Annotated in this window: 28 protein-coding genes; 21 read left to right on the top strand and 7 right to left on the bottom strand. The window is 65.3% G+C overall.

The window, feature by feature from the left end; translation table 11 throughout:
- Positions 1-162: 162 nt before the first annotated feature.
- Entirely contained in the window at positions 163-321 is a 159-nt protein-coding gene (locus AC1DW2_RS02395) for a hypothetical protein (RefSeq protein ID WP_166091448.1), read from the top strand.
- 181 nt (positions 322-502) lie between these two features.
- On the top strand, positions 503-1,039 hold the full coding sequence (locus AC1DW2_RS02390; RefSeq protein WP_071912463.1) for a hypothetical protein: 537 nt from the start codon (positions 503-505) through the stop codon (positions 1,037-1,039).
- Here the strand turns inward: AC1DW2_RS02390 and AC1DW2_RS02385 are convergent.
- The 3 genes from AC1DW2_RS02385 to AC1DW2_RS02375 form a co-directional block, all read right to left on the bottom strand.
- Complete coding sequence (locus tag AC1DW2_RS02385) at positions 1,001-1,393, bottom strand: carboxymuconolactone decarboxylase family protein (protein WP_477005142.1); 393 nt, start codon at positions 1,391-1,393, stop codon at positions 1,001-1,003. The two genes, AC1DW2_RS02390 and AC1DW2_RS02385, sit on opposite strands and share 39 nt — an antisense overlap.
- Positions 1,394-1,406: 13 nt before the next feature.
- A complete protein-coding gene (pcaD, locus tag AC1DW2_RS02380) occupies positions 1,407-2,189 on the bottom strand; it encodes a 3-oxoadipate enol-lactonase (RefSeq protein WP_354175027.1) in 783 nt (260 codons plus the stop codon).
- Between the two features lie 75 nt (positions 2,190-2,264).
- A complete protein-coding gene (locus AC1DW2_RS02375) occupies positions 2,265-3,620 on the bottom strand; it encodes a 3-carboxy-cis,cis-muconate cycloisomerase (RefSeq protein WP_477005141.1) in 1,356 nt (451 codons plus the stop codon).
- Between the two features lie 169 nt (positions 3,621-3,789).
- Here AC1DW2_RS02375 and AC1DW2_RS02370 point away from each other — a divergent pair, with 169 nt between their 5' ends.
- The 9 genes from AC1DW2_RS02370 (at position 3,790) to AC1DW2_RS02330 (ending at position 11,283) form a co-directional block, all read left to right on the top strand.
- The gene (locus AC1DW2_RS02370; protein ID WP_247309395.1) at positions 3,790-4,236 is read left to right on the top strand and encodes an SRPBCC family protein; all 447 of its coding nucleotides are present in this window, start codon (positions 3,790-3,792) and stop codon (positions 4,234-4,236) included.
- 149 nt (positions 4,237-4,385) lie between these two features.
- The gene (locus AC1DW2_RS02365) at positions 4,386-4,871 is read left to right on the top strand and encodes a (2Fe-2S)-binding protein (protein WP_014494194.1); all 486 of its coding nucleotides are present in this window, start codon (positions 4,386-4,388) and stop codon (positions 4,869-4,871) included.
- 32 nt (positions 4,872-4,903) lie between these two features.
- Positions 4,904-5,710 (top strand): FAD binding domain-containing protein, encoded by an 807-nt coding sequence (locus AC1DW2_RS02360; RefSeq protein ID WP_014494195.1) that lies wholly within the window; start codon positions 4,904-4,906, stop codon positions 5,708-5,710.
- Between the two features lie 62 nt (positions 5,711-5,772).
- Entirely contained in the window at positions 5,773-6,681 is a 909-nt protein-coding gene (locus AC1DW2_RS02355) for an AAA family ATPase (protein WP_028147443.1), read from the top strand.
- A gap of 140 nt (positions 6,682-6,821) precedes the next feature.
- Positions 6,822-8,024: a vWA domain-containing protein gene (locus AC1DW2_RS02350; RefSeq protein ID WP_071912469.1), complete on the top strand. Its 1,203-nt coding sequence runs from the start codon at positions 6,822-6,824 to the stop codon at positions 8,022-8,024.
- Positions 8,025-8,035: 11 nt separating this feature from the next.
- The gene (locus AC1DW2_RS02345; protein ID WP_007602422.1) at positions 8,036-8,359 is read left to right on the top strand and encodes an XdhC family protein; all 324 of its coding nucleotides are present in this window, start codon (positions 8,036-8,038) and stop codon (positions 8,357-8,359) included.
- A gap of 2 nt (positions 8,360-8,361) precedes the next feature.
- Positions 8,362-9,063, top strand: a complete 702-nt coding sequence (locus tag AC1DW2_RS02340; RefSeq protein ID WP_354076312.1) for an XdhC family protein — start codon at positions 8,362-8,364, stop codon at positions 9,061-9,063.
- Entirely contained in the window at positions 9,060-10,664 is a 1,605-nt protein-coding gene (locus tag AC1DW2_RS02335) for an NTP transferase domain-containing protein (RefSeq protein ID WP_231142270.1), read from the top strand. The genes AC1DW2_RS02340 and AC1DW2_RS02335 overlap by 4 nt, the downstream gene beginning before the upstream one ends.
- 229 nt (positions 10,665-10,893) lie before the next feature.
- A complete protein-coding gene (locus AC1DW2_RS02330) occupies positions 10,894-11,283 on the top strand; it encodes a DUF4189 domain-containing protein (protein WP_028158473.1) in 390 nt (129 codons plus the stop codon).
- 130 nt (positions 11,284-11,413) lie between these two features.
- Here AC1DW2_RS02330 and AC1DW2_RS02325 read toward each other — a convergent pair whose 3' ends face one another.
- The 3 genes from AC1DW2_RS02325 to AC1DW2_RS02315 are packed head-to-tail and all read right to left on the bottom strand — an operon-like array spanning position 11,414 to position 12,648.
- Positions 11,414-11,827 (bottom strand): GFA family protein, encoded by a 414-nt coding sequence (locus AC1DW2_RS02325; protein ID WP_135215453.1) that lies wholly within the window; start codon positions 11,825-11,827, stop codon positions 11,414-11,416.
- 15 nt (positions 11,828-11,842) lie between these two features.
- Positions 11,843-12,316 (bottom strand): SRPBCC family protein, encoded by a 474-nt coding sequence (locus tag AC1DW2_RS02320; protein ID WP_135215454.1) that lies wholly within the window; start codon positions 12,314-12,316, stop codon positions 11,843-11,845.
- Positions 12,313-12,648: an ArsR/SmtB family transcription factor gene (locus tag AC1DW2_RS02315; protein ID WP_011088398.1), complete on the bottom strand. Its 336-nt coding sequence runs from the start codon at positions 12,646-12,648 to the stop codon at positions 12,313-12,315. The genes AC1DW2_RS02320 and AC1DW2_RS02315 overlap by 4 nt, the downstream gene beginning before the upstream one ends.
- Before the next feature lie 109 nt (positions 12,649-12,757).
- Here AC1DW2_RS02315 and AC1DW2_RS02310 point away from each other — a divergent pair, with 109 nt between their 5' ends.
- From AC1DW2_RS02310 to AC1DW2_RS02265, 10 genes are all read left to right on the top strand, one after another.
- Positions 12,758-13,447 carry a TetR/AcrR family transcriptional regulator gene (locus AC1DW2_RS02310; RefSeq protein ID WP_094184412.1) on the top strand — a complete coding sequence of 230 codons (690 nt, stop codon included), beginning with the start codon at positions 12,758-12,760 and terminating at the stop codon, positions 13,445-13,447.
- Positions 13,444-14,232 (top strand): HlyD family secretion protein, encoded by a 789-nt coding sequence (locus AC1DW2_RS02305; RefSeq protein ID WP_135215455.1) that lies wholly within the window; start codon positions 13,444-13,446, stop codon positions 14,230-14,232. Before AC1DW2_RS02310 ends, AC1DW2_RS02305 begins: the two co-directional genes overlap by 4 nt.
- On the top strand, positions 14,229-15,167 hold the full coding sequence (locus tag AC1DW2_RS02300; protein WP_231142268.1) for an ABC transporter ATP-binding protein: 939 nt from the start codon (positions 14,229-14,231) through the stop codon (positions 15,165-15,167). The genes AC1DW2_RS02305 and AC1DW2_RS02300 overlap by 4 nt, the downstream gene beginning before the upstream one ends.
- Entirely contained in the window at positions 15,164-16,327 is a 1,164-nt protein-coding gene (locus tag AC1DW2_RS02295) for an ABC transporter permease (protein WP_231142267.1), read from the top strand. Before AC1DW2_RS02300 ends, AC1DW2_RS02295 begins: the two co-directional genes overlap by 4 nt.
- Positions 16,328-16,356: 29 nt before the next feature.
- Positions 16,357-17,664 carry an adenylate/guanylate cyclase domain-containing protein gene (locus AC1DW2_RS02290; protein WP_135215458.1) on the top strand — a complete coding sequence of 436 codons (1,308 nt, stop codon included), beginning with the start codon at positions 16,357-16,359 and terminating at the stop codon, positions 17,662-17,664.
- 112 nt (positions 17,665-17,776) lie between these two features.
- Positions 17,777-17,974: a hypothetical protein gene (locus AC1DW2_RS02285; RefSeq protein ID WP_477005140.1), complete on the top strand. Its 198-nt coding sequence runs from the start codon at positions 17,777-17,779 to the stop codon at positions 17,972-17,974.
- A 119-nt stretch (positions 17,975-18,093) separates the two neighbouring features.
- Positions 18,094-18,825, top strand: coding sequence for a GntR family transcriptional regulator (locus AC1DW2_RS02280; RefSeq protein ID WP_231142265.1), 732 nt, complete (start codon positions 18,094-18,096; stop codon positions 18,823-18,825).
- A gap of 49 nt (positions 18,826-18,874) precedes the next feature.
- Positions 18,875-20,116, top strand: coding sequence for an MFS transporter (locus tag AC1DW2_RS02275; RefSeq protein ID WP_085404342.1), 1,242 nt, complete (start codon positions 18,875-18,877; stop codon positions 20,114-20,116).
- Positions 20,117-20,138: 22 nt separating this feature from the next.
- Positions 20,139-21,038, top strand: coding sequence for an amidohydrolase family protein (locus tag AC1DW2_RS02270; RefSeq protein WP_477005139.1), 900 nt, complete (start codon positions 20,139-20,141; stop codon positions 21,036-21,038).
- Between the two features lie 132 nt (positions 21,039-21,170).
- Positions 21,171-22,085, top strand: coding sequence for a PhzF family phenazine biosynthesis protein (locus AC1DW2_RS02265; protein ID WP_477005138.1), 915 nt, complete (start codon positions 21,171-21,173; stop codon positions 22,083-22,085).
- A 15-nt stretch (positions 22,086-22,100) separates the two neighbouring features.
- Here the strand turns inward: AC1DW2_RS02265 and AC1DW2_RS02260 are convergent, their stop codons facing one another.
- A complete protein-coding gene (locus tag AC1DW2_RS02260; RefSeq protein ID WP_354266163.1) occupies positions 22,101-22,562 on the bottom strand; it encodes a DUF488 domain-containing protein in 462 nt (153 codons plus the stop codon).

The following is a 22,562-nucleotide window of genomic DNA, read 5'->3' as shown; positions in this document are numbered from 1 at the left end:
GCTGCAACTGGCCATGCCTCGACACAAAGGCTTGTACAGAGGTCATTTCGCTACGGATGTCATTTCGGTTCCGCAGGTGCGAGGAACCGGGTTCCGCAAAGCAACCAAACTGAATCCCGGCCGTTGTCTCTCCTCTGAGGTCCAACTAGGGAGTTCCCCCAAATGTCGAAGCAGCAAGATCAGAATCCGGGCCAGCAGACTCAGAAACCCGGGCAGCAGCAGGGTGGCGGGCAGAAACCCGGACAGCAGCAGCAGGATCCGCAGCGCCAGGGCGAGAAGCCCGGCCAGCAACAGGGCGGCCAGCACGGTCAGGACAAGTAGTTTCGGAGCCTAGACGTGAAGAGGGCCCCGCCCGGAGGCGGGGCTTTTTCCTTGGGCGCGCCGCCCGGCGGGCTGGTTAAGGTAAACAAAGGGTTTAAATTGCCGCCATGGTCTGATGCGAGTTAGCTCCTCGGCAAAGCCTTTCCATGGAAGGCGCGCAGCGAGCGAAGCGGGAAGCGGCATGTTCAGGAATTGGCGGATCGGTTCGGTCAACGGCGCCCTGCTGGCGGCCTATTTCATCCCGGCCTGGACGCTCGTGGCCTTCAACATCATGGTGGCACCGGTGCACGGCCTCTACGAGCGGCCGAGTGTCGCGGTGGCGCTGTTCCTCAGCGACCATCTTCAGATGGCGGGGATGAGCACGGTGCGTGCCGCCTGGCTGCTGGCGCTGGGCCGGCTGACGGTGGTGGCGTTCTTTGCAATCTATCTCGCGCTTCTGTGCATTCCCCGCGTCCGCAAGAATGGCGGCAGCGACGAGGCGCTCGGCATTGCGCTTGCGATCGGCAGCCTCATCTCGTTTACGAGCATGTTGATGGCCTCGAAGGTCGGCGAGATGGCCGCGCTCCGGCTGCATGCCACCGAGCTCCTGCTGTTGCTCGGCGCTGCCATTGTGGTGGTGATCGAGCGGCCCGCGCCGGCGCCCAAGAACGTTCGGGAGGCCGTCGAAACCGCCGCGCCGCTAGCTCTTGAGCAGGCCGAGCTCCTGCACAATGGCTGAGGCTTCCTTGACGGCGTGGTTCGCCGCCGGCACGCCGCAATAGATTGCCTGCTGAAGCAGGATTTCCTTGATGTCGTCGGGGGTGAAGCCGCCCTCGGCGAGCGCCGCGCGCACATGCAGGCGGAATTCGTCCCATTGCCCCAGCGCGACCATGGTGCCGATCACGAGCACGCGCCGCGTGCGCTCGTCGAAATGCGGCCGCGTCCAGATCTCGCCCCAGGCGTAGCGCGTGATCATGTCCTGGAAGTCGGTGTTGAAGGCGTTGCGGCCCGCGATCGACTTGTCGACCCAGGCATTGCCCAAAACCTTCCGGCGCACATTCATGCCGGCATTGCGGCGCTTCTGGTCGTCCATGTTTTTTCTCCGGCTAGCGCTGCGTCAGGAAACCCACCACCGCGTCGGTGAAGGCGTGCGGCTGCTCGACATTGGAAATGTGAGCGGCGTCGATGATGGTCATGCTGGCGCCGGGAATGTTGGAGCGGATCAATTCACCCGCCGAGATCGGCGTCGCCATGTCGTGGCGGCCGGCGATCACCAGCGTCGGGCTCTTGATCTTGGGCAGCAGCTCGCGCTGGTCGAGCGTCGACAGCGCCTCGCAGCAGGCGAGATAGCCCTCGACGGGGGAGGCGAGCAGCATCGACTTCATCTTCGCCGTGATCTGCGGCTCGCGCTCGCGGAAATCCTGGGTCAGCCAGCCCGCGATGACGGCATCGGCCACCGCGGCGATGCCGCCCTTCTTTACCGCGTCGATGCGCTCCAGCCATTTGGTCGGCTCGGCGTAGTAGCAGGAGGTGTTGGCGAGGATAAGCTTGCCGAACCGCTCCGGCGCATTGGCCCCTAGCCACTGCCCGACCATGCCGCCCATCGACAGGCCGCACCAATGCACCTTCTCGATGTTGAGATCGTCGAGGATCGCCAGCACGTCGCGGCCGAAGCGCTCCATCGTGTAGGGGGCGGGCGGAACGTTGGACTTGCCGTGGCCGCGGCGGTCGTAGCGGATGACGCGGAACACCTGCGTCAACGCCTTCATCTGCGGCTCCCACATCTGCAACGTGCAGCCCAGCGAGTTGGACAGCATCAGCGTCGGCCCGCCGTCGCGGCCCTCGACGGAGACGTTGATCAGGCAACCGTCGGCATCGATCATGGGCATGCTGGGCGTCTCCGTTCTGGAGCATGATCCGGAAAAGTGTGGAGCGGTTTTCCGAAAAAGATCATGCTCAAACAATTAATCGCGCTCGAGGCTGTCGAGCAGCCGGTCGATCAGGGCTTGGGAAGCCCCTTGATAGGCCATCGGCTCGAACAATGCCGCAATTTTTTCCGGCGGCAGATGCGCGGTGACCTGCGAATCGGCCGCGAGAACTTCGCGCAAATGCTTCTTTTCGGCGACCGCGCGCTTGCTAGCGGCCTCGATCAAATGATGCGCATCGCTTTTGCCGATCTTGTCGGCCAGCGCAAATGTAACGGCTTCCGCCATGATGAGCCCATGCGTCGCATCGAGATTGCTGCGCATGCGCGCGGCATCGACGTCGAGGCCCTCGGCGATGTCGACGATGGCGGCGAGCGCGCCCGAGGCGACCAGCATCAATTGCGGCAGCGTCGGCCATTCCGCGTGCCAGGGGCCGGCGCTGCGCTCATGGTCCTGCACCTGGGCTGCAAAGATCGTCGCGGCGAGCTGCGGCGCCATGGTCGCGCAGCCCAGCGCGCTCGCGGCCGCGACCGGGTTGCGCTTGTGCGGCATGGTCGAGGAGCCACCGCGGCCTTCGCCGGCAGGCTCGAACGCTTCGCCAACATCGGTCTGCATCATCAGCGAGACGTCGCGCGCGATCTTGCCGCAGCTTCCGGCGAGAATCGCAAAGCATGATGCGGCTTCCGCGATCCGGTCGCGATGGGTGTGCCAGGGCGCTTCCGGCAGCGGCAGGTTGAGCTCCTGCGCCAATCGCTCTGCAACGACGAGCCCCTTGTCGCCGAGGGCCGCGAGCGTGCCGGCCGCGCCGCCGAATTGCAGCGCAAGACCCTCGCGGGAGAGCCGCCGCAGGCGGCAGCGGGCGCGGGCGAGGCTTGATGCGTATTCCGCGGCCTTGAGCCCGAACGGCATCGGCAGGGCGTGCTGGAGCCAGGTCCGCGCCACCATGGCGGTGTTGCGATGGCTCCGTGCCAGGGCGGCAAAGCCCTTGATGGCGCGGCTGAGATCGGCATCGAGCGCATCGATGCCGGCGCGAAGCGTGAGCATGGTCGCGGTGTCGATGACATCCTGGCTCGTCGCACCCCAATGCACGTAGCGCGCGGCCTCCGCATCGGCCTTGCCGACATTGGCCGTGAGCGCCTTGACCAGGGGAATCGCGAGATTGCCGGATCGCGTCGCGGCCTCGCCCAGGGCGGCCATGTCAAAGCTATCAGCCTTGCACGCGGCTTCGATCGGGCCGACCGCGGATGCGGGAATCACATCCGTGGCGGCCTCGGAGCGTGCCAGGGCTGCCTCGAAATCGAGCATGTTCTGGAGGGTCGACCGGTCGTCGCAGACCGCGCGCATGGCTGCGCTCGACAGCATCGGCGCGAGCAGGGGGGAGAGGGCTGTGCTCATGTTGCGCGGGACCTAATCACCATGCCCCGGCTCTGCCAATCCCAAACCATCGGCGGAAAGCTTTTTGCAGTTGCGAATATGCATTGCACGTGGCCGGGGGCTGCCCTTTCCTTTGCGGCCTCCGTGCGTTATTTGAGCACATTATAGCGAAGCATCCGGGAGGTACCCCATGGCCATGACGATGAACGGCGAAGTCCAGCTTGCGGCGCCGCGCGAGGCCGTGTGGGAGAAGCTCAACAATCCCGAGGTGCTGAAGGCCTGCATCCCCGGCTGCGAGGAGCTGGAGAAGACCGACGACGGCGGCTTTCGCGCGACGGCGAAAATGAAGGTCGGGCCGGTGTCGGCGCGCTTCAAGGGCAAGGTGACACTGAGTGATCTCGACCCGCCGAACGGCTACAAGATCTCTGGCGAAGGCGAGGGTGGGGTGGCCGGCTTCGCCAAGGGCGGCGCCGTGGTCAAGCTCGCGGAGAAGGACGGCGGTACGCTGCTCGCCTACGAGGTCGAGGCGCAGATCGGCGGCAAGTTGGCGCAGCTCGGCCAGCGCCTCATCAACGGCGCCGCCAAGAAGCTGGCCGACGAATTTTTCGCGAACTTCGCCAAAGCGGTACAGGGCTAGCGGTACAGGGCTGAAGGCTATCGCCTTTCGGCATGGCGCCTTGCGTCCGGGGCGATGTTGCCCCGGGGCATAATGGCCCATATGATGGGTTGGAATAATTATAAGAACCGCTTCGACGGGACCCGTCGGGGCGCTGATAGAGAGTGCTTATGGCAAAAATCTCCCTCATCGTGAACGGCAATCCTGTCACGGCCAACGTCGATCCCCGCACCCTTCTGGTGCAGTTCCTGCGCGAGAATCTGCGCCTGACCGGCACCCATGTCGGCTGCGATACCTCGCAGTGCGGCGCCTGTGTCGTGCATCTCGACGGCAAGGCCGTGAAGTCCTGCACCACGCTGGCCGTGATGGCCGATGGCCACGAGGTCAAGACGATCGAGGGACTGGCCGCCGACGGCGCTCCGCTGCATCCGATGCAGGAGGCCTTCCGCGAGCACCATGGCCTGCAGTGCGGCTTCTGCACGCCGGGCATGATCATGACCGCGATCGACATCGTCCATCGCAAGGGCCACGAGCTCGACGACCACACCATCCGCGAGGAGCTGGAAGGCAATCTCTGCCGTTGCACCGGCTACCAGAACATCGTCGCTTCGATCTCCGCCGGCGCCAAGGCGATGGCGAAATCCGATCTCGCCTAACCGCGCGCGCATTCTGCGATCAGGACATTCAGATGTACGAATTCAAATACCATCGCCCTGGGACCGTTCGCCAGGCGGCCAACCTCCTGGTGAAGAACGAGGACGCCAAGGTGATCGCCGGCGGCCACACGCTGATTCCCGTCATGAAGCAGCGTCTCGCGAGCCCGCCCCATCTGGTCGACCTCTCCCATATCGAGGGGCTCAACACGATCGAGATGAAGGGCCGCGCGCTCGTGATCGGCGCCACCGCCAGGCATGCCGAGGTCGCAAGCTCCGCGATCGTCGGTGAGGCGATCCCAGCGCTGGCCAATCTTGCCAGCCAGATCGGCGACCCGGCCGTGCGCCACAAGGGCACGATCGGCGGCTCGCTCGCCAACAACGATCCGACCGCGGACTATCCGGCCGCGGTGCTCGCGCTCGGCGCCACCATCGTCACCAACAAGCGCCGCCTCAAGGCGGAAGAGTATTTCCAGGGCCTGTTCACGACGGCGCTCGAAGCCGACGAGATCATCACCAAGGTGATGTTCCCGCTGCCGAAGAAGGCGGCCTACATCAAGTTCCGCAATCAGGCTTCGCGTTATGCGCTGGTCGGCGTGTTCGTGGCGCGGCGTCCTTCGGACGTGCGCGTTGCCGTCACCGGTGCCGGCTCCGAAGGCGTGTTCCGCGTCACCGCGTTCGAGGAAGCCCTGAAGAAGCGCTTCGCCGCGAAGGCGCTCGATGGCATCGAGGTGCCGGCGGAAGGCCTCAACAGCGACATCCACGGCAGCGCCGAATACCGTGCGCATCTCATCGGGGTGCTGACGCGGCGTGCCCTCGATGCCGCCAACGCCAAGGAGTGAGTGAACCTCACGCCTCGGCCCAAACTTGTCCCCGGTGAGGGCGTAGCGAGACTGGCTTTTTCATGACTCTCACGGCCCTGCCGGCATCGGTCGATGCGATGCTCGAACTCTTGACTTCGCGCGGTTATCTCGCGGAGCGGTCGCTGGCGACGGTGACCTATCTGTCGCTGCGTATGGGCCGGCCGCTGTTCCTGGAGGGCGAAGCCGGCGTCGGCAAGACCGAGATCGCCAAGGTGCTCTCGGCGGCGCTGGGGCGGAAGCTGATCCGCCTGCAGTGCTACGAGGGCCTCGACGTCTCCTCCGCCGTCTACGAGTGGAACAGCGCCGCGCAGATGATCGCGATCCGGATGGCGGAAGCCGCCGGCGACACCGACCGCGATCAGCTCTCGTCCGACATCTTCGCCGACCGCTACATGATCAAGCGGCCGTTGCTTCAGGCGCTGGAGCCCGACGTCGCCGGGCCGCCGGTGCTGCTGATCGACGAACTCGACCGCGCCGACGAGGCGTTCGAGGCATACCTGCTCGAAATCCTCAGCGACTTCCAGGTGACCATTCCCGAATTCGGCACCGTGAAGGCGCCGCATCCGCCGATCGTCATCATCACCTCCAACCGCACCCGCGAGATCCACGATGCGCTGAAGCGGCGCTGTCTCTATCACTGGGTCGACTATCCCGAAGCCGAACGCGAACTCGCGATCGTCAAGACGCGCGTGCCCGGCATCTCGGCCAAGCTGTCGCAGCAGGTCGTGCGTTTCGTCCAGGCGCTGCGCAACCAGGATTTCTACAAGTCGCCGGGTGTCGCCGAGACCATCGACTGGGCCACCGCGCTGTCGGAGCTCGACGCCCGCTCGCTGACCCCGCAAGTGGTTGGCGACACGCTGGGCGCGCTGCTCAAGTACCAGGACGATATCACCCGGATGCAGGGCGACGCCCTGCAAAAGGTGCTGAAGGAAGCGACGAGCGAGAATTGATCTTGCGCCACTAGTACTCCGGTCATTCCGGGGCGACGCGCAGCGTCGAGCCCGGAATCCATAACCACGATCGGGAGTATGGATTCCGGGCTCGCGCCAAGTGGCGCGCCCCGGAATGACGAGGGGATGGATACGAGACCATGGCCATCAACCACCTTGCGCCCGACCAGACCGAGCAGTTCGCCGACAACATCGTCGGCTTCGCCCGCGCGTTGCGTGCAGCCAGCATGCCGGTCGGGCCGGGCGCCGTCATCGATGCCATGAGCGCGCTCCAGGTGATCGACATCGGCAACCGCGCCGACGTCTTCACCACGCTGGAGGCGATCTTCGTCAAGCGCCACGAGCATGCGCTGATCTTCAGGCAGGCCTTCAACCTGTTCTTCCGCGCCTCGGAAGAGTGGAAGCACATGCTGGATTCGGTGCCGTTGCCGGAGCAGGCCAAGAAGAAGCCGCAGGCCGGCTCCCGCCGCGTGCAGGAGGCGATGTCGCAGCCGCGGATGACGGAGACGCCGCAGCACCAGGAGCAAGATTTGCGCCTGTCGGTCTCTGACAAGGAGATCCTTCAGAAGAAGGATTTTGCGCAGATGAGCGCGGCTGAGATCACCGAAGCACTCCGCGCCGTCGAGCGGATGCGGTTGCCGCAGGCCGAGCTTCTGACGCGCCGGCACCGGCCGGATCCCCGCGGGCTTCGTCTCGATTTGCGCCGCACGCTGCGCGCGTCCTTGCGCACCGGCGGTGACATCATCGACATCCATCGCCTCGGGCGCATCGAGAAGCCGGCGCCGATCGTAGCCCTGCTCGATATCTCGGGCTCGATGAGCGAGTACACCCGCCTGTTCCTGCATTTCCTGCACGCCATCGGCGACGCCCGCAAGCGCGTCTCGGTGTTCTTGTTCGGCACCCGGCTGACCAACGTCACCCGGGCGCTGCGCCAGCGCGACCCTGATGAGGCGCTGGCGAGCTGCTCGGCCTCGGTCGAGGACTGGGCCGGCGGCACCCGGATTTCGGCCTCGCTGCACAACTTCAACAAATTGTGGGCGCGGCGGGTGCTGAGCCAGGGCGCCATCGTGCTGCTGATCTCCGACGGGCTGGAGCGGGAGGCCGATTCCAGGCTCGCCTTCGAGATGGACCGGCTGCACCGGTCCTGCCGGCGACTGATCTGGCTCAACCCGCTTCTGCGGTTCGGCGGCTTCGAGGCCAAGGCCCAGGGCATCAAAATGATGCTCCCGCACGTTGACGAATTCCGCCCGGTACATAATTTGAGTTCGATCCAGGAGCTGATCACGACGCTCTCCCGGCCGCTGCCGCCGCATCACCGCAGCCTGATCCGTTCCGCAGCTTGAGAGGTTAAGCCATGCTCGATCGCGACGAGGATATTCTGAAGGCGGCGGAGGATTGGCAGAAGGCCGGCCGGGGCGTCGCGCTGGCCACCGTTGTCGAGACCTGGGGCTCGGCGCCGCGCCCGGCGGGCTCGAGCCTCGTCATCAACGATGAGGGCACGTTTCTGGGGTCGGTCTCCGGCGGCTGCGTCGAAGGCGCCGTGGTCACCGAGGCCATGGACGTGATCCAGAGCGGCAAGCCCAGGATGCTGGAGTTCGGCGTTGCCGATGAGACGGCCTGGAATGTCGGGCTGTCCTGCGGCGGCACCATTCGCGTCTTCGTCGAGAAGGTCGGTTAGCCGTGAAGCTCGCAATCCTGCACGAACTCAATGCCGAGCGCGCCGCGCGCCGGCCGGCGATTTTGGTGACCGACACCGAGAGCGGCGAGCAGCGTCTGGTGAAATCCGCGGATTTCGCCAAGGACCCGTTGCGTGCCGAACTGGACAAGCAGCTTCGCATGGGCAAGAGCGCCAGTGTCGAGGCCGGCGGCAAAAAGCTGTTCCTCAACGTCTATGCGCCGACCGCAAAGCTCGTCATCGTCGGCGCGGTCCATATCAGCCAAGCCCTGGCGCCGCTGGCGCGCTCGCTCGGCTACGACGTCACCGTGGTCGATCCCCGCACGGCGTTTGCGAGCGCGGAGCGCTTCCCTGACATTCCCCTGGTCGCCGAATGGCCCGACACGGCGCTGCCGCCGCTCAATGTCGATGCCTACACGGCTTTCGTCGCGGTGACGCACGATCCGAAGATCGACGATCCCGCGCTGCTGCACGCCTTCGAGCGCAACTGCTTCTATATCGGCGCGCTCGGCTCGCGAAAGACGCATGCCAAGCGCGGCGACCGGCTGCGCGCGCAGGGCGCCAAGGACAGCGACATCGCGCGCATCCACGCGCCCATTGGGCTGGCGATCGGCGCTGTCTCGCCGTCCGAGATCGCGGTGTCGATCATGGCCGAGATCACGGCGGTGCTGCGCCTGCCTCCAAAAGAAAAAGAAGAAGCGGCATGAAATTCGGACCGGCGAGCCCCAAGGATGCGATCGGCGGGGTGACCGTCCACACCCTGCGCCAGGGTCCGCTGGTGCTCAAGAAAGGCACGACGATCGGCCCGGCCGAGGTCGAGGCGCTGGAGCGCGCCGGCATCAAGGACGTCGTGGTGGTGCGCATGGAGGAGGGCGACGTCTCCGAGGATGTCGCCGCCGCCAGCATCGCGCTGGCCGTCGGCGGCGAGGGCATTCATGTCGAGCGCGCCTTCACCGGCCGCGCCAATCTGTTCGCCGCGCGCCCGGGCGTGCTGGTGATCGACCGCGCCGCGGTCGACCGCATCAACAATATCGACGAGGCCATCACCTTTGCGACGCTCACCGCCTACAAGCCGGTGGTCGAGGGCGAGATGGTCGGCACCGTCAAGATCATCCCGTTCGGCGTCGAAGGCAATTTGCGCGATGCCGCGGTGAAGGCGGCGGGCAGGGACGTGCTGAAGATCGCGCCCTACGTCATCAAGCGCGTCGGCGTGGTCTCGACGCTGCTGCCGGGCCTCTCGTCGAAGGTGATCGACAAGACGCTGCGCGTCACCGCCGAGCGGCTCGCTCCGGCCGGCGCCAGCATCATTGCCGAGCGGCGCGTGCAGCATGAGGAACGGGCGCTGTCGGCCGCGATCAAGGAATTGCTCGGGCTTGGTGCGGAGCTCGTCATCGTGTTCGGGGCGTCCGCGATCGCCGACCGCCGCGACGTGATTCCGGCGGCCGTCACCGGGATCGGCGGCGAGATCGAGCATTTCGGTATGCCGGTCGATCCCGGCAATTTGCTGCTGATCGCGCGGGCCGGCGGGGTGCCGGTGCTGGGCGCACCTGGCTGCGCACGCTCGCCGGTCGAGAACGGTTTCGACTGGGTGCTGATGCGGCTGCTCGCCGGCATCAAGGTGACGCGGTCCGAGTTGATGGGCATGGGCGTCGGCGGCCTCCTGATGGAGATCGTCACGCGGCCGCAGCCGCGCGCAGAACCCGCGATCGAGGGCAACAGCCAGATCGCGGCCATCGTGCTCGCGGCGGGCCGCTCGACCCGGATGGGCGGACCGAACAAGCTGCTCGCCGAGCTCGACGGCAAGAAGCTGGTGCGGATCGCGACCGAGCAGGCGCTGGCCTCCAAGGCCTCCGAGGTGATCGTCGTCACCGGGCATCAGACAGAGCTGGTCGAGCAGGCGCTGCAAGGCTTGAAGGTGAAGTTCGTCCGCAACCCGGATTTCGCCGGCGGCATCGCGAGCTCGGTCAAGGCCGGCATCGCGGCCGTGCCGGAAAGTTGCGACGGCGCCGTGGTCTGTTTGGGCGACATGCCGCTGATCGATGCCGGCCTGATCGACCGTCTCATCGACGGCTTTGCGCCGGACCGCGGCAACCTCATCGTCGTGCCCGTCAGTGACGGGCGCCGCGGCAATCCCGTGCTGTGGTCGCGCCGCTTCTTTAAGGAGCTGATGACGCTCGACGGCGACGTCGGCGCGCGCCATCTGATCGCCAAGCACACCGAAGCGGTGGCCGAAGTCCCCGTGGATGGCGAGAGCGCCTTCCTCGACATCGACACGCCGCAGGCGCTGGAAGCGGCACGACGCGGATGACGGTGCCGTAGGGTGGGCAAAGCGACTTGTCCGCCGTAGCTCGTAGAGCGAAGGCGGAAGCGTGCCCACCAATTTTGAATGATGGTGTGGATGGATGGTGGGCACGGCGCTTTGCCCCTTTGCCCACCCTACGGCACTCTCATTCGTTCGATTTCACCCCTCGTTCACCATCTGGAAACGTCCACCGCCTAGAGTCCTCTCCACCTGCCTTGGGGGGAGGGGTTTTTCCATGGCTTCGAATGTCGTCGCGCGCCGTTGCGCGATGTTTTTCTTTGCGCTGTCGGTTTGTGTCGCCGGCGCTCGCTACATCACGGATGCGCACGCTGCCGGTGCGTTTGCGGTCGGCAAGTGCGGGGCCTATGGCCAGGCTTTTGATTACGGCGCCGAGCGCGAGGCGCGTGCCGCGGCACAGAAGCAGTGCAAGGGCGACTGCACGACCGTGACCATGAAGCGTGCCTGCGCGGCGATGTCGGTCGATATGGCCAACCCGTGCGGCGCGTATGGCTATGCCGTCAAGCCGAAGATCTCGGCCTCGCTCAATGCCGCCACGCGCGAATGCTACAAATACGGCGGCAAGGAATGCGTGATCCGCGCCTGGGCCTGCGACGCCAAGGGATAATCCTCCTGCTGCCATTGACGATGCAACGGGTACCGCGCGATGCGCGGACCGGAGCATTGCGTCAGGAATGACATTCGGGACAGTCCGGCCATGACGATGCCGAGACTTCGACACTCCAAATACGGCCGCCTCACCCCGGCGGCATGCCTGCAAACTTCGGCAGGTCGGGATCGAGACGATCCCAATCATGTCCACGTGCTGCGTAGGTCACCACCTGCGGCTTGTAGCGGGCGGGCTCGTCGAGGCTTGCGGCGCGGATGGTGAAGATGTCGGGCATTGCGGCGAAGGTCATGTAGACCGGCAAGCCGCACTGCGTGCAGAAACCGCGCGTCTTCACGTTGCCGCTGTCGCCGACCATGTCCCAGTGCTTCGCCTCGCCCGTCACCGTGACGCCGGCACGCGCGAAGGTCATGTACGAGCCGTGACCGCCGCCGCTTTCGCGCTGGCAATCCCGGCACTGGCAGTGATTGCTGAACAGCGGCTCACCGAGAATCGAATAGCGGATCGCGCCGCAGGCGCAGCCGCCGGTAAAAGGCCTGGTCATCGAAATATCTCCCACTCACTTCTCGCCACTGATCTCGTCGAGCTGGCGGACAACCTTCTTCCAGCCGCCGCTCATGACCGTGTAGGCCGACTCGTTCCTGGGCATGACGAAGCCCGCATGCACCAGGCGGATCCGCGTGCCGGCTTCGACCGGGGTGAGGGACCACGTCACGACGGTATCGAGCGGCGCGCCGTAGCCGGTGTTGCGTTCGTCGCCGCCCTTCCAGGCATAGACGAGGCGCCGGTTGGGTATCACTTCGAGAACCCGGCAATGGATGACGCCATCCCAGTTGCCGCCCGGCGTGGTCTGGAAGGTGAAGGCCTTGCCTTCGACGGCTTCGAAGCCGGTCGGCTGCATCAGCCAGCGCGCGATCAACTGGGCGCTGGTCAGCGTCTTCCAGATCGTCTCGGGCGCGTGAGGGAAGACCTCCTCCAAAACAATGTCTTGGACGATGTCTTTTGTTTCGGCTCTGAACTCGGCTGCACTCACGGATCGATCTCCTTCAAGAGGTCACGCAGATTCTGGAAGCGCTCGCGCCAGAACACGCCGTAATGGTCCATCCAGGTGACCAGCGGCTCGAGTCCTTGCGGCGCGGCGCGGTAATAGACGTTGCGGCCCTCGGCGCGCTCGGCGACGAGGCCGGCCTGCTTCAGCGACTTCAGATGCTGTGAGATCGCGCCCTGCGTCACGCCGCTGCCGCGGGTGAGCTCGGCGACGCTGATCTCCTTGCTCTCGAACACGCGCTCGAACACGGCACGGCGGGTCGGATCGGCGAGGGCGCGCATCACGGTCGTGACGGGATTTGGGGCGGCTTCGATCATGGATATTCGATTAGCATGTGCTAATGCATTAGTCAATGCTAATTTGTTGGCTTGCATAGGGTCGGATCGCTGTCTTGACTATGACTGACCGGTCAGTCATAAATAGGGAATGACAAAGAAGCCAACCAAAGCAGCCACGCCAACCGCAGCTCGCGCCGATGCGAAGGGCCGTGCGCCCGCCGACGCTGCGCCCGCTTCGAATCGTGCCACGCGTGCGGCCGAGCGTCGGTCGGCCATCGTGGAAGCGGCGATGGAGGAGTTCATCGCGCGTGGCTTTGCGGCGACGCGGCTCGACGACATCGCCAAGCGGGCGGGTGTCGCAAAGGGCACGATCTACCTGCACTTCAAGGACAAGGAATCGATGTTCGAGGAGCTGGTGCGCACTGTGATCGTGCCGGTGGTAGCGAAGCTGAATGCGCTGCCGCCGCCGACGGGCTCGGTGCGCGATCTCGTCGAGGCCTTTGCCGGTAACTTCCTCAAGGAGGTCATCGGCACGAGGCGCGGCGATCTCGTGCGATTGATCGTGGCGGAAGGGCCGCGCTTTCCGTCCGTCGCCGATTTCTACTATCGCGAGGTCGTCTCGCGCGGGATCGCCGGCATGCGCGCGCTGATCGAGCTCGGCATTGCCCGCGGCGAGATCCGCGAGAAGAACCTCGCGCGCTATCCGCAGATCCTGGTCGCCCCCGCGATGATCGCGGTGATCTGGCAGAGCCTGTTTGCGCGGCACGCGCCGCTCGACGCCCAGGACATGCTGCGCGTCCATCTCGATTTGATTTTTGGCGAACGGAGGACGACATGAAGTCGTCACGAGCAATTTCTGTGCTTGCATTGGCCGCCGTGCTGGCAACCGTCCTTGCCGGTTGCAAGGACAAGCGCGATCCTGGATTTCAGGGTTGGGTCGAGGCCGACATGATCTTCGTCAGCCCGGACGAAGCGGGCCGGGTGACGAAGCTCAATGTGCGCGAGGGCGACGAGGTGAAGGTCGGCGATGCCCTCTATTCCGTCGACGACGATCTTCAGCTTGCCGACCTCAACCAGAACAAGGCGACACTGGCCAATGCGCAGCAGACCTATGATCGCGCGGCCTCGCTGAACAAGACCGGCTCCGGTACGCAGGCCAATCTCGATTCCGCCGTGTCGTCCTTGCGTGTCGCCGAAGCGCGGGTCGTGACGTCGGAGACGCGAATGGCGCGGCGCAGGGGCTTTGCGCCCGTTGCCGGCACCATCCAGCAGATCTACTTCCGCGAGGGCGAAATGGTGGCGGCGCAGCGGCCGGTGCTCTCGATCATGCCGCCCGGCAACATGAAGCTGCGCTTCTTCGTGCCCGAGACCGAGTTGCCGAAGCTTGCGATCGGCGACACGGTGCGCATCTCTTGCGACAATTGCGCGGCGGATCTCACCGCAAAGATCTATTTCATCGCGACCTCGGCCGAATACACCCCGCCTGTCATCTACAGCCTCGATGAGCGCAACAAGCTGGTCTATTTGATCCAGGCGCGGCCCTCGCGGCCCGATGCCCTGCGGGTCGGACAGCCGATCGACGTCTATCTCCATCCAAAAACGCCGGTGGCGGACAAGCGATGAGCGGCGGCAACGGCAACGGCATCGCGATCGACGTCAAGGGCCTGACCAAGTCGTTTGGCGGCCGCGAGGTCGTGCACGATCTGTCGATGCAGGTGAAGCGCGGCTCGATCTATGGCTTCCTCGGGCCGAACGGCTCGGGCAAGACCACCACCATCCGCATCCTCTGCGGCCTGCTCACGCCCGACAGCGGCGAGGGTACCTGTCTCGGCTACGACATCCGGCGCGATGCCGAAAAGATCAAGCGCCAGGTCGGCTACATGACCCAGCGCTTCAGCCTGTACCAGGACCTCTCGGTGCGCGAGAATCTCGAATTCGTCGCGCGGCTCTATGGGCTCGCCGATGCACGCGGCGCCGCGCGCGACATGATCAAGCGGCTCGGACTGTCGGGGCGCGAGGAGCAGCTCGCGGGCGAGCTCTCCGGCGGCTGGAAGCAGCGGCTCGCGCTCGGGGCCTGCACGCTGCCCAGTCCGAAACTGCTGCTGCTGGACGAGCCGACCGCCGGCGTCGATCCCAAGGCGCGGCGCGATTTCTGGAACGAGATCCATGCGCTCGCGGCCGACGGCCTCACCGTCCTGGTCTCGACCCACTACATGGACGAGGCCGAGCGCTGCCACGAGATCGCCTACATCGCCTACGGCCATCTGCTGGCGCACGGCACGGTGGAGGAGGTGATCGCGAAGTCCGCCCTGACGACCTACACCGTGACGGGCGAGGAGCTCAACGGGCTCACGGCCGCGCTCACCGGCAAGCCCGGCGTGGACATGGTGGCGCCGTTCGGCACTTCGCTGCACGTTTCCGGGCGCGACGTGGCCGCGCTCGAGGCCAGCATCGCGCCGTGGCGCGAGAAGGGCGGCCTGCACTGGCACAAATCATCGCCCTCGCTCGAAGACGTGTTCATCGAATTGATGAGCCGTTCCAAGGACAATTTCCAATGAGCGCCGCCGATCACCCCGCACCCGCGCACGAGATCCGCGAGCGCTTCGGCTTCTGGAAGCGCTCCTATGCGATGCTGGTCAAGGAGTTCATCCAGCTCAAGCGCGACCGCGTCTCGTTCGCGATGATCGTGATGCTGCCGGTGATGCAGCTTCTGCTGTTCGGTTATGCCATCAACACCACGCCGCACCATCTGCCGAGCGCGGTGCTGCTCCAGGAGGATTCGGATCTTGCCCGCTCGGTGTTGAAGGCGCTGGAGAACACCGCCTATTTCCGCTTCATCTACGAGGTGCACGACGTCGACGATTTCGACAACCTGCTGAAATCGGGCAAGGTGCTGTTCGGCGTCGAGATTCCGCGCGGCTTCGAGCGGGCGGTGCGGCGCGGCGACAGGCCGGCGCTGCTGGTTGCGGCCGACGCCACCGATCCCGTTGCGGCCAGCGCCGCGCTCGGCTCGCTCGGCATGGTCGTGCAGACCGCGCTTGCGCACGATCTCTATATCGGCAATCCGCCCGAGATGCCGTTCGAGATCCGCGCGCATGCGCGCTACAATCCGGCCGCGTCGTCCAGCCTCAATATCGTGCCGGGCCTCGTCGGCACCATCCTCACCATGACCATGCTGATCTTCACCGCGCTCTCGGTCACCCGTGAGGTGGAGCGGGGCACCATGGAGAGCCTGCTGTCGATGCCGATCAAGCCGGTCGAGGTGATGTTCGGCAAGATCGTTCCTTATGTGCTGGTTGGCTTCCTTCAGGCCTTCCTCATCATCGGCATCGGCGTCGGCTTGTTCGGCGTGCCCTTGCTCGGCAATCTGTTCCTGCTTGCGCTGCTGTCGACCTTGTTCATCGCTACAAATCTGTCGATTGGCTACACCATCTCGACCGTGGTGCAGAACCAGCTCCAGGCCATGCAGATGGCCATGATGTTCTTCCTGCCGAGCATTCTGCTCTCCGGATTCATGTTCCCGTTCGCCGGCATGCCGGTCTGGGCGCAATATCTCGGTGAATGCCTGCCGCTGACCCACTACTTGCGGATCGTCCGCGCCATCATGCTGAAGGGCGCGACCATGCAGAATTTGCGCTTCGATGCGCTGGCGCTGGCGATCCTGATGCTGGTCGCCATGACCATCGCGGTGACGCGCTTCCGCCGCACGCTGGATTGAGGCACAATGCCCCTGAATCGAGGGGAGAAATGGTCAGGTTTGCCAGCAGGAAGACCCGGCAGCATGCCGTGATGTCGGAGGAGTTCGAGCGCGAGCTGACGCGAGAAGTGCTGCGCACCGAGCTGTTGCGGGTGAGGGCGCTGATCACGACGGGCTGCGTCATGATCCTGTTCCTCACCGCAACCTACCTGATCGACCCTGCCATCGTGAACCGGGTCTGGCGCGGGACGGAGGGCTTGGTCCGCGAATACATGCTCTTGGGGGGCTTCATCCTCTTCGAGGTCTGGGTCCACAGCCAGATCAGGCGTAACCTCAAGCTCGATCGCGACCTGCCGGTGATCAGGCGCTATATCGGCGCTCTCATCGAAACGTCGCTGCCGACGATCATCCTGATTCTCCAGATTCGCAGCATGGGCGCTGGGCCCGCGCTCGGTTTCGTGCTGCCACTGGCCTATTTCATCTTCATCATTCTTTCGACGCTGCGGCTCGATTTCTGGCTGTCCACCTTCACGGGATTTGTGGCCGCAGCCGAACTCCTGGCCGTCGCGCTGTACTACAATTCGGCCAGCGAGGCTGGCGAACCGCTGATCTACTTTCACGCCGTGCGCAGCACCATCATCCTGATCTGCGGCGTGCTCGCCGGCTCCGTCGGCGCGCGGCTGCGGCGGCAATTTGCCGCGAGCATCGCGGCCGCCACCGCGCGTGATCGCGTCACCAACCTGTTCGGCCAGCACGTCTCGCCGCAGGTGGTGGAACGGCTGATGGCGGCGGGGCCCAGCGCGGGCGGCGACCTTCGCCGCGTCGCGGTGATGTTCGTCGATTTCCGCGGCTTCACCGCCAGCGCGCGGTTGCGCACCCCGCAGGAGGTGGTTGACCGGCTCGACGGTGCGTTCGCCGTGCTGGTCGACATCCTCGATCGTCAGGGCGGCATCGTGAACAAGTTTTTGGGCGATGGCTTCCTCGCCCTGTTCGGGGCGCCGCTGGAGGCCTCCGACGCCGCGCACCGCGCGGTTGCCGCAGGCCGCGAGATGCTGGCCGCGATGGACCGCATCAACGCGCAAACGAGCTGGCCGCTGCGGATCGGCATCGGCATCCATTTCGGCGAGGTCGTTGCCGGCAATATCGGCTCGCCCCGGCGCAAGGAGTACACGGTCATCGGCGACACCGTGAACTTCGCCTCGCGGCTGGAGGCACTCAACAAGGAGTTCGGCTCGCACCTCCTGATCTCCGCGTCCGTCCGCGAGGCGCTCGGCGACGACGGTGAGGACGCCGTCGCGCTCGGCGAGGTCGCGGTTCGCGGCTACGAGCACAAAGTGGCGGTGTTTCAACTGGGGTGAGGGTGCTCGCGTTTCGTTGAAGGCGCGTGATGAAATATCTCACGGCGATTTCCGCTCATGTTGTCAGGACGCCGAAACCTCTCGGCTTCCGTTTGCCACGCGGAGAGAACCCATGACCCGATTGACCCTTGTCTCGGCCGCCCTGATCGCCGCCGCCGTCTATCAAACCCAGGCCGCAGCCGCTCGCGACGTCGCCCCGCGGCGCGCCTCGCCTCTGGCGCCTGCGGATTGCGTGAGGGCTCCGGCACAGGGCGCGTTTGCCTCAGCGCCCTACAAGCAGCCGCCCTGCACGCCGAGGGCAGCGAATTAACGCGCAAGGCGAGGTCGGGTTGGCAACGTCCGCCGGCCCGACCTCGCGTCGCCGGCCTCGCAATTGCGGTACCTTGGTAGTTCTTGACTCCTATCTCATCTAGTCATCTATATGACTATATGAATGCAGCTCCGCACGACGACCGCCTGCCACGCTACCAGCGCCTGCGCGACGACCTCGCCGCGCGGATCAACCGCAATGAATGGCGGCCGGGCGAGCCGATCCCGTCGGAGGCCGAGCTCGCGGCGCATTACGGCGTCGCCATCGGCACCGTGCGCAAAGCGATCGATCAGCTCGTTGCCGATACCGTGCTGGAGCGCCAGCAGGGCCGCGGCACCTTCGTGCGCCGGGCGCGCTTCAACTCCTCGCTATTCCGCTTCTTCCGATTCCAGTCCGAGAGCGGCGAGCGGCGCGTGCCGAAGAGCCGCATCATCCGGCGCAAGAGCGTTTTGGCGAATTCGGCGGTTGCGTCGGCGCTGCGCATCCCTGTCGGCGAGCCCGTGATCAGCCTGTCGCGTCTGCGCCTGATCGACGATGTACCGCTGCTCGCCGAGGAGATCTGGCTCCAGCAATCGCGCTTCGCGCCGATCCTGGAGATCGACACCGCCGAATTCGGCGACCTGCTTTATCCGCTCTACGAGGAGCGTTGCGGGGAGGTGGTGGTGTCGGCCGAGGAAATTCTGACGGTCGAAATGGCCAACGAGATGCAGGCGCGGCTGCTGCGCCTCGAAGCGCACGCACCATTGATCGTGATCGAGCGCCTCGCGCTCGATCTGGAGCGGCGGCCGATCGAATGGCGCAGGTCGCGGGGGCCGGCCGACCGGTTCCGCTACCACGCCGAGATCAGGTGAGAGCGACCTTTCAACGACATCAAGCAATAACGAATTCAAGGGAGAAACAATGTCAAACTGGTACAGCGAAAGCTCGCCGCTGGAGCGGCGCACGTTCTGGGCAAGCTTTGGCGGCTGGGCGCTGGATGCGCTCGACGTCCAGATGTTCGGCCTTGCCATTCCCGCGCTGATCGCCGCCTTCGGCATCAGCAAGGCCGATGCGGGCCTGCTCGGCTCGGTCACGCTGTTCTTCGGCGCGTTCGGCGGCTGGCTCGGCGGCGCGCTCGGCGACCGTTTTGGCCGCGTCAAGGCGCTTCAGATTACCGTTGCGACCTTTGCGCTCGCGACCTTCGCCTGCGCGTTCGCGATGACTTACAACCAGCTCCTGATCCTGAAGGCGATTCAGGGCCTCGGCTTCGGCGCCGAATGGGCTTGCGGCGCGGTGCTGATGGCCGAGATCATTCGCCCCGAGCATCGCGGCAAGGCGCTGGGCTCGGTGCAGAGCGCCTGGGCCGTGGGGTGGGGCGCAGCTGTGCTGCTCTCGGCCCTCGTGTTCACTTATGCACCCGCCGACATCGCCTGGCGGCTGCTGTTTGCGCTGGGGCTGTTGCCCGCGCTCCTCATCATCTTCATCCGCCGCGGCTTGAAGGAGCCGCCGCGCGCGGTCGCAGCCGACAAGACGCCATTCTTCGCCACGCTCTCGGGCATCTTCCATCGCGACGTGTTGCGCTCGACGCTGATCGGAGGCCTGTTTGGCATCGGCGCCCACGGCGGTTACGCGGCCCTGACCACGTTCCTGCCGACATATTTGCGCGAAGTGCGGCATCTGTCGGTGCTGGGCTCCAGCGGCTATCTCGCAGTCATCATCGTTGCCTTCTTCTGCGGCTGCATCGCGAGCGGCATCATCAGCGACCGCATCGGCCGCAGGGCCAATGTCACCTTCTTCGCCAGCGCCTGCATCGTCACCGTGCTGATCTACATCTTCGCGCCGCTGACCAACGGCGAGATGCTGGTGCTCGGCTTTCCGCTCGGCTTCTTCTCGGCCGGCATTCCCGCCAGCATGGCGGCGCTGTTCAGCGAGCTCTATCCGGCCGGCGTGCGCGGCACCGGTGTCGGCTTCTGCTACAATTTCGGCCGCATCGTCTCCGCCGCGTTCCCCTTCCTCGTGGGCTATCTCAGCGACCATATCGGGCTCGGACCGGCGATCGGCATCGATGCGGCCTTCGCCTATTCGCTGGTGCTGATCGCGGTGGTGCTGCTGCCCGAAACCCGCGGCAAGGTTTTCGAACAAGCCGCGGCGACGCGCGCCTGACGCCGGATGGGGAGCAGTCACCATGATATCCCGCGAGCGTGGCCTGACGCGCCGCCAATTCGGCACAGGCCTTATATCCCTCGTGTCGGCCACGGCCGTCGCGAGCCGAGCGAAGAGTGAGACGAGCTTGCCGACGATCGATACCCATGCCCATGTCTTCCACCGCGGCCTCAAGCTCGCGCCCGGCCGGCGCTATGCCCCCGATTACGATGCGCCGCTGGCGCTCTATCTGGAGCAGCTCGACCGCAATGGCATGAGCAATGGCGTGCTGGTGCAGCCGAGCTTTCTCGGCACCGACAATTCCTATCTGGTCGAGAGCCTGAAAACTTCCGGCGGATGCCTGCGTGGTATCGCGGTGGTCGATCCTTCCGTGACCGCGGACGAACTGCGCGCGCTTGATCGCGCCGGCGTCGTCGGCATCCGCCTCAATCTGGTCGGTCAGCCCTTGCCCGATCTCGCTGCCGGCGAATGGAAGGCGCTGCTCGGAAACGTGAAATCGATGGGCTGGCAAGTCGAGCTCCAGCGCAACGCGTCCGACCTCGCACTGCTGGCGCCGCAGCTGCTCGATCATGGCGTCACCGTCGTGCTCGATCACTATGCGTTGCCGGATCCGAAACTCGGCGTCGCCGATCCCGGCTTCCAGTCGGTGCTGAAGCTCGGCGCGACGCGAAATGTCTGGGTCAAGATCTCGGCGCCGTATCGCAACGGCGCGAGCGGGGAGAGTTTTGCGAAGGAGGCCTATCCGCTGCTGCGCAAGGCTTACGGCCTCGACCGCCTGCTGTGGGGCAGCGACTGGCCGCATACGCAGTTCGAGGCGTCACAGGCTTACGCGAAAAACCGGCAGTTTCTCGATGCGTTGATCGTCGATGACAGCGAGCGCGTACAGGTCCTCGCATCGCCGTATCAGCTGTTCCGGTTCTGATTCTCCCTTCTGATCTCCTCGCGCGATTGCTCCGAATGCTCCGAATTTTGGGGCATGACGAGCGATATCGCCGGCTTGTAGACTGCCGGCGATGCGGCCGGTTGAGGCCGCGATTTTCATGAGGAAGTGAAGATGCAGCGCCGCTACATCACCGTCGACGTGTTCACCGACCGCGCCTTCGGCGGCAACCAGCTCGCCGTGGTTCTCGATGCCGGCGGGCTCACGACGCAGCAGATGCAGGCGATCGCGACCGAGTTCAACTATTCCGAGACGGCCTTCGTGCTGCCGCCGCGCGACAAGGCCAATGACGCCGAGGTGCGCATCTTCACGCCGGTGCTGGAGATTGCCTTTGCCGGCCATCCCAATGTCGGCACCGCCTTCGTGCTGGCTTCGATGGCAAAAGAGCTGAAGCCGCGCCTGCTGTTTGAGGAGAAGGCCGGGCTCGTGCCGGTCGAGATCGTGAGAGAGCAGGGCCGGGTGGTCAGGACCGAGCTCACCGCGCCCCAGCCTTTGGCGCGGCTGTCGCAATTGTCTGCCGCTGAAGCTGCAAGCTGCGTCTCGCTCGGTGCGGATGACATCAGGGTCGACAGCCACGCGCCGCAGATCGTCAGCGTCGGAAACGCGTTTCTGGTGATGGAGCTGCATTCGCGCGAGGCGCTCGAGCGCGCCCGGCCCGATGCGGCGGCCTACGGCAAGGTCTTGCCGCGGGACGGCGCCCGCTCGGTATGGTTCTACACGCGCGACGTGCCGCCGGCGGAGGCGCCTTGCGATCGGCAGGCGCGGATGTTCATGCGCGGCGCCAGCGGCCTCGTCGAGGATCCCGCCACCGGCAGCGCGACGGTCGCCGCGGCCGCGCTGTTTGCCGATCTCGATCCCACGCGTGATGGCGAGTTGAAGCTCACCGTCGGTCAGGGCTTTGACATGGGCCGGCCAAGCATCCTCCGGACGCGCGTGCGCAAGCAGGATGGTAAGATCACGTCCGCTCATGTCGGCGGCAGCTGCGTGCAAATGATGGAAGGGACGTTTCGGCTGGCGGGAGATCTGTAGCCCGGATGGAGCCGGCTACACCTGCCGTCCCGCCAAATTCCTCACCGCCACGCCATCACGCTCCTCGATGATCTCCGCGATCATCTGGCGGTGGCAATGGGTGTGATCGCGTTCGTAGCAGAGCAGGCAGACCGGACCGGCCTTCATCACCAGCGCCGAGAGCTCGTCCATCTCTTCCCGGGCCTGCGGCGTCTTCAGGTGCTTTGAATAGATCTTCTCCAGCACATCGTATTGGCCGCTGCGCGCGGCGAGCCGGCCTTCCTTCGGCGTGCCGAGCGCGGCGAGATGAACATAGGCGATGCCGCGTTCATCGAGGCCCGCGGAAAGCTGCTTCTTCGAAAAGCCGGGCCGGCGCGATGAGGTCACCGCGCGCACGTCGACCACGAGCTTGACGCCGGCCTGTTCCAGCTCGTCGAGCACCGCCTTGGGCGGCGTCTGTTCATAACCGATGGTGAAGAGCTTTTTCGCCTTTGCCAT

This window comes from Bradyrhizobium sp. P3_C3, assembly GCF_056402655.1.
Note: the sequence above shows the minus strand (reverse complement) of the source record. Positions and strands in the feature narration are given on the sequence as shown.